The following is a 10,543-nucleotide window of genomic DNA, read 5'->3' as shown; positions in this document are numbered from 1 at the left end:
CGCCCGGTTACATTTCGAACCCGGAAGCTAAGCCTTTCAGCGCCGATGGTACTGCAGGGGGGACCCTGTGGGAGAGTAGGACGCCGCCGAACAATCTTTAACAGCTCCGGCCCCTGAACTTCGGTTCAGGGGCCGGAGCTTTTTTGTTGTCGCGATGCAGTGCGCAGTGTTACTTGATGTTCACGTTGCGCCGTCACCATCCGCAGGTATGGGGACACTGGAGATGCTGAGGGCGGCCGGAGTAGGCACTGGCGACGAGGTCATCGTGCCGTCGTACGCCACCGCGGAGGCCGCGGAAGCAGTACGGGGAACTGGGGCGACGCCCGTGTTCGCCGACATCGACGCCGAAACCTTCTGCCTCGGCGCGTCAGCGGTGGCGGCCGCGGTGACGCCGCGTACGGCGGCAGTCGTGCCCGTGTCCCTCTTCGGACACCCGGTGGACATGGCGGCCCTGCGTGCCGTCGGGGATCGCCGTGCGCTCCTGGTCGTCGAGCACGTCGAGGGCGGGGCAGGGGCCGGCCTCGAAGGCCGGGCGTGGGCGGAGCACGAGGGGGCGGTGGCGCGTCGGCGGCGGAACGCCGCGTATCTGACCGGGCGGCTCAGCGGTCTGGTGACGCCCACCGCGACGGCGGGGGTGGCGCACGCCTACCGCGAATACGTGGTGCGGGTGCCCGGGAACGGCCGGCCGGACCGGGACGCGTTCGCCCGGACGCTGCGGGCGCGCGGGGTGCGGTGCCAGGTGCCCGTACAGACGCCCGTACACCGGATGCCGGCCTTCCGGCGGGATGTGTGGCTGGCGGAGACGGAGCGGGCCGCTGACGAGTGCCTGGCGCTGCCTGTGGGCGCGGCGATGACGCGGCGGGACCTGCACCGGGTGGTGTCGGCCTGCAACGCTCTGGGCGGGCTGCTGAAGGCCGCCGCGTAAGGCTCCAGTGGTCAAAGGGGTACGGGAGTTCGGGTAAGATCTACTCCGTTGCCGCGCCCCAATAGCTCAGTCGGCAGAGCGTCTCCATGGTAAGGAGAAGGTCTACGGTTCGATTCCGTATTGGGGCTCTTGAGAAGAAGGCCCCCGTCACTTGGCGGGGGCCTTCTTGCTGTCCGGGGCCGCTGCTCACGGCAGTCCGGTCAGGGGTCCTGCAGCTCCGGGACGCGCATCGCCAGGATGGCCATGTCGTCGGAGGCCGGTTCGGCGGCGAAGCGCTCCACGGCGCGCAGGATGCGGCCGGCGACGGCGCCTGCGGTGAGGCCCGTACAGGTGGTGAGGACGTCGACGAGTCCATCGTCGCCGAGCATCCGAGTGCCCTCGCGGCGCTCGGTGACGCCGTCGGTGACACAGAGCAGGACGTCGCCCGGGTCGAGGGTGACCGTCTGCTCGTACAGCTCCAGCTCCTCCAGCACGCCGAGCAGCGGCTGCGGTTCGGCGGCGGCCTCGACGGAGCCGTCCTGGCGGAGCCGGAGCGGCAGCGGGTGGCCCGCGCAGACCACCTTGAGGATCGCGCTGCCGTCGTGCTGCGGCCACAGCTCGCCGTACAGCAGTGTCAGGAAGCGGCTGCGGGCGCCTTCGTCGAGGATGGCGGCGTTGAGGCGCTCCAGGACGGCCGGGCCGCCGAAGCCCTCACGGGCCAGGAGCCGCAGTGCGTGCCGGGCCAGTCCGGTCACGGCCGCGGCCTCCGGGCCCGTACCGCAGACGTCGCCGATGGCGAAGCCGTACGCGCCGTCGCGGATGGGGAAGAGGTCGTAGAAGTCGCCGCCGACCTCGTTGCCCTCGCCCGCCGCGCGGTAGATGACCTCGACCTCCACGCCGGGGACGGTCGGCAGCTCCGGCGGCAGGAGGCTGCGCTGGAGGGACTGGCTGATGGCGGTGCGCTCGGAGTACAGGCGGGCGTTGTCGAGGGCCAGGGCGGCCCTGCGGGAGAGGTCCTCGGCGAGTTCGAGGATCTCCTGGCGGAAGTGGTCGTCGGTGGGCTTGCCGAGCGTGAGCATGCCGATGACGCGGTTGCGGGCCACCAGCGGCAGTACGACGGTCTCGCCGCCGACGGCCGAGGCGGTCGCGAGGGAGGTGCCGGGGCCGGCGGAGAGCCGTCCGGCGTCGCCGAGACCGAGGCTCCGCAGCGAACTGCGCAGGGCCGCGGCGTGGGCGGCGTCGGAGGGCGCGGTCCAGATGCGGGCGCCGGGGGTGGGGACCGGGTCAGGCGGCGCGACCTTGGCGAGGAGCGCCTTGAGGCCGTCGATGCGGTCCTCGTCCTCGTGCAGGACGTACGACAGCTCGGGCTCGGAGGACTGGTCGGCGATGGTGTAGACGGCGCACCAGGTGGCCAGGGTGGGGACGGTCATCTGGGCCATGAGGGCCAGGGTCTGGTCCCGGTCGAGGGTGCCCGCGAGCAGGTCGGACGCCTCGACGAGGAAGGAGAGGGAGCCGCGGCGTAGCCGCTCCAGCTCGCCCAGGCGGGCGGACTCGACGGCGAGGGCGATGCGGTCGGCGGCGAATTGCAGCCGGAGGGCCTCTTCGTTGCTGTACCGGCCGGGGGATTCGGCGGCGACGCCCAGCGAGCCGGTGAGCCGGCCCTCGACCTTGAGGGGGACGGTGACGACCGAGCGCATGCCGGTGTTGTTGAGCAGCGGCACGGCGCCCGGAACGGCGCTGAGGTCCTCGTGGACGGCCGGCATCCGGGCCGAGCCGTAGCGGCCGGTGCCGGCTTCGACGGGGACGCGGGCGAAGCGCTGGCGGGCGGAGGGCAGGCCGGTGGAGGCCCGTACCTCCAGCTCGGTCTCGTCGTCCGTGGCGAGCAGCAGATAGGCGGAGTCGCCGTCGAGCATGTCGCGGGCGCGCTCGACGGTGCGCTGGAGCAGTCCGTCGAGGTCGTCGGGGGCGGGGGAGCCGATGAAGACCTCGAACGGGTCCGCCGAGGCGCCCCGGTCGCTGGTGCTGCCTTCCGAGCTGGAGACGCGCTGGGGGCTTTGGAGCACCGCGCGCTCGGCGTCGCGGACGAGCAGGCAGACGGTCGAGGGATCGCCGTCGGCATCGCGTACGCGCAGGTGGGAGGCGTATACGGGGACGACACGGCCGTCTGCGCCGCGTATGCCGTACGAGCCTTCCCAGCGGGAGAGGCGGAGCGCGTCGGCGATGCCGGTCGAGGTGCCGGGGGTGTGCGGCCAGGCCGCGAAGTCGGTGAGGGGCTTGCCGGTGACCTGCTCCGGCGCGAAGCCGAAGAGGTCCTGGGCGTCGTCGTTCCAGGCGCTGATGCCGCCGACCCGGTCGATCTGGATGACGGCGACGCGGACGCGGGCGTCGGCGAGCGGAAGGGCGGCGGCGGGCAGGGCGGGGCCGGCGGAGCGGGTGCCCGCCGGGCGGGAGAGGAGGTCGAGCTGGAACCAGACCTTCTTGTTGGTGGCGGTGTACTCGACGCCCCAGTTGGAGGCGAGGGCCGCGCAGAGCAGCAGGCCGCGGCCGCCCTCCCGGTCGACGCCGCCGAGCTGGCGGCCGGAGCTCTGCAGCGGAAGCTCGCGTTCGGGGTAGTGGTCGCCGACCTCGACGCGCACGCCGGTGTCCGTACGCAGACACAGGACGTCGGCGGCGGTGCCGGCGTGTACGACGGCGTTGGTGACGAGTTCGCTGGTCAGGACGACGGCGTCGTCCACGACGTCGGGGAACCCCCAGCCCTGGAGGGTGTCCCGGACAAACGCGCGGGCGGAGGCGACCGAGCGTCCGACCGGCTCGAAGGTGGCGGCAGCCCGCGCGGTGATCACAGCACTCCCCATTGGCCTCTCGTCGCTCCCCCCGAGTCCTGTGCCCGTTTCGCAAGTCCTCGATTCGTCCGCCAGGCTAAACCGTCGGCCCAAGTTGTGTGGAACGGAGGCGCGTGTTTCGGGGGTGGTGGCGTTCAACGAACCCCTGTCCACCCGGTTACGTTCCCACTGCCGAACGGTTCGGTGCGCCGAAGTGAAACACTGGGAACGCTTGAAGTGGAAGCGCGATGAGGATGGTCGACCCTGCGGGAGGGACACGGTGGAGTCTGGCGCAGCGGCGCGGGGCGTGAGCACGCGCGCGAAAGGCGGACGGTCCCGTAGCAATGGGACGACGGAAGTGGAGACGGCGGCCCTGAATCGGCTGCTGACGGCGCTGTCGGCGATGCGCGACGGCAACTTCCGGAAGCGTATGACGGTCGCGGGCGACGGAGTGATGTCCGAGATCGCCGCCGTGTTCAATGAAATGGCGGACCGGAATCTGCAGCTGACGGGTGAGCTGGCACGCGTACGGCGCGTGGTGGGGCGCGAGGGCAAGCTCACGGAGCGGCTGGAGGTCGGGGCCTGCGAAGGGTCCTGGGCCGCGGCCATCGATGCCTCCAACGCGCTGGTCGACGATCTGGTGCGGCCGGTCTCCGAGGTGGGCCGGGTGCTCTCGGCGGTCGCCGAGGGCGATCTTGAGCAGCGGATGGATCTGCGCTCGCAGGGGGCGGACGGTGCGGCGCATCCGTTGCGCGGCGAGTTCCTCAAGGTGGGGCGCACGGTCAACGGGCTCGTGGACCAGCTGTCGGCGTTCACCGACGAGGTGACGCGGGTGGCCAGTGAGGTCGGTACCGAGGGCAAGCTCGGCGGCCAGGCACGGGTGCGCGGTATGTCGGGTTCGTGGAAGGATCTGACGGATTCCGTCAACACGATGGCGTCCCGGCTCACCGCTCAGGTACGTGACATCGCTCTCGTCACGACGGCGGTGGCGAAGGGCGATCTCTCCCGGAAGGTCACGGTTCATGTGGCCGGGGAGATGCTGGAGCTGAAGAACACCGTCAACACGATGGTGGACCAGCTCTCCTCCTTCGCCTCCGAGGTGACGCGGGTAGCGCGGGAAGTCGGTACCGAGGGTGAGCTGGGCGGCCAGGCGCAGGTGCCCGGGGTCGCCGGGGTCTGGAAGGACCTGACGGATTCGGTCAACCTTATGGCCGGAAATCTCACCGCTCAGGTCCGCGGGATCGCGCAGGTGACGACGGCGGTCGCCAACGGCGACCTGTCGCAGAAGGTCACGGTGAGCGCGCGCGGCGAGGTCGCCCAGCTGGCCGAGACGATCAACCAGATGACCGAGACGCTCCGCACCTTCGCCGACGAGGTGACGCGGGTGGCGAGCGAGGTCGGGGCCGACGGCCTGCTGGGCGGTCAGGCGCAGGTGCCGGGGGCGGCGGGTACGTGGAAGGACCTCACCGACTCGGTGAACAACGCGTTCCGCAATGTCACCACGCAGGTCCGCGACATCGCGCAGGTGACGACGGCGGTGGCCAACGGCGATCTGTCGCAGAAGGTCACCGTCGATGTCGCGGGCGAGATGCTGGAGCTCAAGAACACCGTCAACACGATGGTGGACCAGCTCTCGGCGTTCGGCGCCGAGGTGACGCGGGTGGCGCGGGAGATCGGCGTCGAGGGCGAGCTGGGCGGCCAGGCGCAGGTGCCGGGCGCGGCGGGTACGTGGAAGGACCTCACCGACTCGGTGAACACGGCCTTCCGCAACCTCACCGGCCAGGTCCGCAACATCGCGCAGGTGACGACGGCGGTGGCCAACGGCGATCTGTCGCAGAAGGTCACCGTCGATGTCTCCGGCGAGATGCTGAAACTGAAGAACACCGTCAACACGATGGTCGACCAGCTCTCCTCCTTCGCCGACCAGGTCACGCGGATGGCGCGGGACGTGGGCACGGAGGGGCGGCTCGGCGGTCAGGCCCGGGTGGACGGCGTGTCCGGCACCTGGAAGGAGCTGACCGACTCGGTCAACTTCATGGCCGGGAACCTGACTTCGCAGGTGCGGCAGATCGCGCAGGTGACGACGGCCGTCGCGCGCGGCGATCTCTCGCAGAAGATCGACGTGGACGCCCGGGGCGAGATCCTGGAGTTGAAGAACACCATCAACACGATGGTCGACCAGCTCTCGGCGTTCGCTGATCAGGTCACGCGGGTGGCGCGCGAGGTGGGTACGGACGGACGCCTCGGCGGCCAGGCGCAGGTGCCGGGCGTCGCGGGCGTGTGGCGTGACCTGACCGACTCCGTGAACGGCATGGCGGGCAACCTGACCGCCCAGGTCCGCAACATCGCGCAGGTCGCCACGGCGGTCGCGCGCGGTGACCTGTCCCAGACGATCGACGTGGACGCCCGGGGCGAGATCCTGGAGCTGAAGAACACCCTCAATACGATGGTGGATCAGCTCTCCTCGTTCGCGGACCAGGTCACGCGGGTGGCGCGGGAGGTCGGCACGGAGGGCATCCTCGGCGGGCAGGCCGAGGTGCAGGGCGTCTCCGGCACCTGGAAGGACCTGACGCAGTCCGTCAACTTCATGGCGAACAACCTGACGTCGCAGGTCCGCAACATCGCGGAGGTGACGACGGCGGTCGCCAAGGGCGATCTGTCGAAGAAGATCACCGTGGACGCGAAGGGCGAGATCCTGGAGCTGGTGACGACCGTCAACACGATGGTGGACCAGCTCTCCGACTTCGCCGAGCAGGTCACCCGGGTCGCCCGCGAGGTCGGCACGGAGGGGCAGCTCGGCGGTCAGGCGCGGGTGCGGGACGTCACCGGCATCTGGAAGGACCTGAGCGACAACGTCAACCTGATGGCCAACAACCTGACCAGTCAGGTGCGGAACATCTCGCAGGTCGCGACGGCCGTCGCCAATGGAGACCTGACCCGGAAGGTCACCGTCGAGGCGCGCGGCGAGGTCGCGCAGCTCGCCGACACCGTGAACATCATGGTGAAGACGCTGTCGTCGATCGCCGACGAGGTGACCCGGGTCGCCCGCGAGGTGGGTACGGACGGGATCCTCGGCGGTCAGGCGCGGGTGCCGGGCGTCTCCGGCACGTGGAAGGACCTGACGGAGTCCGTCAACGGCATGGCGTCCAATCTGACCGGGCAGGTCCGCAACATCGCGATGGTCACCACCGCGATCGCCAAGGGCGACCTGACCAAGAAGATCGACATTGACGCCCGGGGCGAGATCCTGGAGCTCAAGACCACCATCAACACGATGGTGGACCAGCTGTCCTCGTTCGCCGAGCAGGTCACCCGGGTGGCCCGCGAGGTGGGGACGGAGGGGCAGTTGGGCGGTCAGGCCCGGGTGCGGGATGTGGACGGCACCTGGCGGGACCTCACCGAGTCGGTGAACGAGATGGCCGGGAACCTGACCCGGCAGGTGCGGGCCATCGCCGAGGTGGCCACCGCGGTGACCCGCGGCGATCTCAACCTGAAGATCGACGTCGATGCGGCGGGCGAGATCCTGGAACTCCAGGACAACATCAACACGATGATCGCCAACCTCCGGGAGACCACGCTCGCCAACAAGGAGCAGGACTGGCTCAAGGGCAACCTCGCCCGGATCTCCGGCCTGATGCAGGGCCGGCGCGACCTCGCGGACGTGGCGGGCCTGATCATGAGCGAGCTGACTCCGGTGGTCTCCGCGCAGCACGGCGCGTTCTTCGTGGCGACGCCGGCCAACGAGAACCCGGCCGCGGGCGAGAGCGGCGAGCCGGAGGCCGATGAGGACGCGTACGAGCTGCGCATGTTCGGCTCGTACGGCTACTCGATGGGCTCGATGCCCACGTCCTTCCGGCCCGGCGAGACGCTGATCGGCACGGCCGCGGAGGAGAAGCGGACCATCCTGGTGGACAACGTGCCATCGGGGTATTTGAAGATCGCCTCCGGGCTGGGGGAGGCGCCGCCGGCCCATGTGATCGTGCTGCCGGTGCTCTTCGAGGGGCAGGTGCTCGGCGTGATCGAGCTGGCGTCCTTCCAGCCGTTCGCGCAGATCCAGAAGGACTTCCTGAACCAGATCGCCGAGATGATCGGCACCAGCGTCAACACCATCAGCGTCAACACCAAGACCGAGCTGCTGCTCAAGCAGTCGCAGGAGCTCACCGAGCAACTGCGGGACCGATCGGACGAATTGGAGAGCCGGCAGAAGGCGCTGGAGATCTCCAACGCGGAACTGGAGGAGAAGTCCGAGCACTTGGCGCGGCAGAACCGGGACATCGAGGTCAAGAACACCGAGATCGAGGAGGCCCGGCAGGTTCTTGAGGAGCGTGCCGAGCAGCTGGCGGTGTCGATGCGCTACAAGTCCGAGTTCCTCGCCAACATGTCGCACGAGCTGCGTACGCCGCTCAACTCGCTGCTGATCCTCGCGAAGTTGCTCGCCGACAACGCGGAGGGCAACCTCTCGCCGAAGCAGGTGGAGTTCGCCGAGACGATCCACGGGGCGGGTTCCGATCTGCTCCAGCTGATCAACGACATCCTCGATCTGTCGAAGGTCGAGGCGGGCAAGATGGACGTCAGCCCGACGCGTATCGCGCTGGTCCAGCTCGTCGACTATGTGGAGGCGACGTTCCGGCCGCTCACCGCGGAGAAGGGGCTCGATTTCTCCGTACGGGTCTCCCCGGAGCTGCCGGCGACGCTGCACACCGATGAGCAGCGGCTGTTGCAGGTGCTGCGCAATCTGCTCTCCAACGCCGTGAAGTTCACGGACTCGGGCGCGGTCGAGCTGGTCATCCGGCCGGCCGGTGCGGGTGTGCCGGACAGCATCCGCGAGCAGCTGCTCGAATCGGGGGCGCTGCGCGAGGCGGACGGCGGCGTCATCGCCTTCTCGGTCACCGACACCGGGATCGGGATCGCGGCGAGCAAGATGCGGGTGATCTTCGAGGCGTTCAAGCAGGCGGACGGCACGACCAGCAGGAAGTACGGCGGTACGGGCCTCGGCCTGTCGATCAGCCGGGAGATCGCCCGGCTGCTCGGCGGCGAGATCCACGCGGCCAGCGAGCCCGGCCGCGGCTCGACCTTCACGCTGTACCTGCCGCTGAACCCGACCGAGCTGCCGCCCCAGAACTATTCGCAGCTGACGCTCGCCGGGCACGCCACGGGTCCGCTGGCGCTGGAGGGCGGTCCGGCGGACGAGGGGTCCGGGGCGCAGGAGCGGGAGAACGGGGCGGCGTCGTTCGGCGCGCAGCAGCCGGGCGCCGCCGGGCTCTTCCGGCGGCGGCAGCGGGCGGCCCAGGAAGCGGAGCAGCAGCCCGCCTCGCCGCCGGGCCAGGGGGCGGCGGACGCGGCGGCCGGTGAGCCGGCGGCGTCCGGGGCCTCGGCCGCGTCGCAGCCGTCGTCCGAGCCGTGGCTGAGCAACGGCCAGGATCTGGTGACCGCCGAGTTCTCGGGCGGATTCCACGGCGAGAAGGTGCTCATCGTCGACGACGACATCCGCAATGTGTTCGCGCTCACCAGCGTGCTGGAGCAGCACGGCCTGTCGGTGCTCTACGCCGAGAACGGCCGGGAGGGGATCGAGGTCCTCGAACAGCACGACGACGTGGTGGTCGTCCTGATGGACATCATGATGCCGGAGATGGACGGCTACGCCACGACGACGGCGATCCGGCGGATGCCGCAGTTCGCGGGGTTGCCGATCATCGCGCTCACCGCGAAGGCGATGAAGGGCGACCGGGAGAAGGCCATCGAGTCGGGCGCGTCCGACTATGTGACCAAGCCGGTCGACACTGATCATTTGCTGGCGGTGATGGAGCAGTGGATGCGCGCGGAGTGACGGATGGCTGAGCGAACCACGGCGGAGTGTTGACTGACTGTGGCCGAACACGTGTGGGAGCGCGGTATTCGGGGAACCTTCTGGTCTCCCACCGCGTTTCTGCTACGTGCACAGTGACTTCGCGGTGACAGGGTGTGGCGACAAGCGGGGTGCGGCTACCATGACCGGCACAAGGACGGGCGGCGCAAGGGAGTCGTCCTCTGGGGCGGCACCCGGCGCATTTCCGGGGCGAGGAGGACGGGCCATGGTGCAGAAGGCCAAGATCCTCCTGGTCGATGACCGGCCGGAAAATCTGCTGGCGCTGGAGGCCATCCTCTCGGCGCTCGATCAGACACTGGTCCGGGCATCGTCAGGGGAGGAGGCGCTCAAGGCGCTGCTGACGGACGATTTCGCAGTAATCCTGCTGGACGTCCAGATGCCGGGCATGGACGGTTTCGAGACCGCCGCGCACATCAAGCGGCGGGAGCGGACCAGGGACATCCCCATCATCTTCCTCACGGCCATCAACCATGGCCCGCACCACACCTTCCGTGGTTACGCGGCCGGCGCGGTGGACTACATCTCCAAGCCCTTCGACCCCTGGGTGCTGCGGGCCAAGGTCTCCGTCTTCGTCGAGCTGTACATGAAGAACTGCCAGCTGCGTGAGCAGGCGGCCCTGCTCCGCCTCCAGCTGGAGAGCGGCCAGGGCGCCGCCGTCGACGCCAGGGAGCCCGCCGGGCTGCTCGCCGAACTCTCCGCGCGGCTCGCCGCCGTGGAGGAACAGGCCGAGGCGCTCTCCAAGCAGCTGGACGAGTCCGCGGACGCCGCGGCCGTCGCCACCGCCGCCCACCTGGAGCGCAAACTCACCGGTCTGCGGCGGGCGCTGGACGCGCTGGAGCCCGGCGCCGGCAGCGGCGCCAGTACGGTCCCCTCACAGAACTGAGCTATTGACGCCGCGTCACCGCGAGGCCCGCCGACACGCGACACGAACGGGTGAAGGCGTAGACACAC

The 10,543-nt window shown here is 69.8% G+C and carries 4 protein-coding genes, 1 tRNA gene and 1 rRNA gene; 5 read left to right on the top strand and 1 reads right to left on the bottom strand.

Going from position 1 to position 10,543, the window contains the following annotated elements:
• The 3 genes from rrf to AC07AB_RS14520 all read left to right on the top strand — a co-directional run.
• Window positions 1-92, top strand: a 5S ribosomal RNA gene (gene rrf, locus AC07AB_RS14530); the annotation flags it as partial.
• 116 nt (window positions 93-208) lie between these two features.
• Complete coding sequence (locus AC07AB_RS14525; protein ID WP_478565424.1) at window positions 209-925, top strand: DegT/DnrJ/EryC1/StrS family aminotransferase; 717 nt, start codon at window positions 209-211, stop codon at window positions 923-925.
• Window positions 926-980: 55 nt separating this feature from the next.
• Window positions 981-1,053, top strand: a tRNA-Thr gene (locus tag AC07AB_RS14520).
• A 72-nt stretch (window positions 1,054-1,125) separates the two neighbouring features.
• Here AC07AB_RS14520 and AC07AB_RS14515 read toward each other — a convergent pair.
• A complete protein-coding gene (locus AC07AB_RS14515) occupies window positions 1,126-3,747 on the bottom strand; it encodes a SpoIIE family protein phosphatase (RefSeq protein WP_478565483.1) in 2,622 nt (873 codons plus the stop codon).
• A 259-nt stretch (window positions 3,748-4,006) separates the two neighbouring features.
• Between AC07AB_RS14515 and AC07AB_RS14510 the strand changes: the two genes are divergently transcribed.
• Together AC07AB_RS14510 and AC07AB_RS14505 are read left to right on the top strand one after the other, a co-directional pair.
• Window positions 4,007-9,553: a HAMP domain-containing protein gene (locus AC07AB_RS14510; protein ID WP_478565421.1), complete on the top strand. Its 5,547-nt coding sequence runs from the start codon at window positions 4,007-4,009 to the stop codon at window positions 9,551-9,553.
• A gap of 244 nt (window positions 9,554-9,797) precedes the next feature.
• Window positions 9,798-10,475: a response regulator gene (locus AC07AB_RS14505; protein ID WP_478565418.1), complete on the top strand. Its 678-nt coding sequence runs from the start codon at window positions 9,798-9,800 to the stop codon at window positions 10,473-10,475.
• Window positions 10,476-10,543: the final 68 nt, after the last annotated feature.

Source organism: Streptomyces sp. NPDC044033 (assembly GCF_056434425.1).
The sequence above is the reverse complement of the archived record's forward strand: the minus strand, read 5'-3'. Positions and strand labels throughout refer to the sequence as shown.

What these genes read in the sequence shown, in the direction of transcription:
- AC07AB_RS14505 (WP_478565418.1), top strand. Translation starts at nt 9,798, where the DNA reads ATGGTGCAGAAGGCCAAGATCCTCCTGGTCGATGACCGGCCGGAAAAT.
- AC07AB_RS14525 (WP_478565424.1), top strand. Translation starts at nt 209, where the DNA reads ATGGGGACACTGGAGATGCTGAGGGCGGCCGGAGTAGGCACTGGCGAC.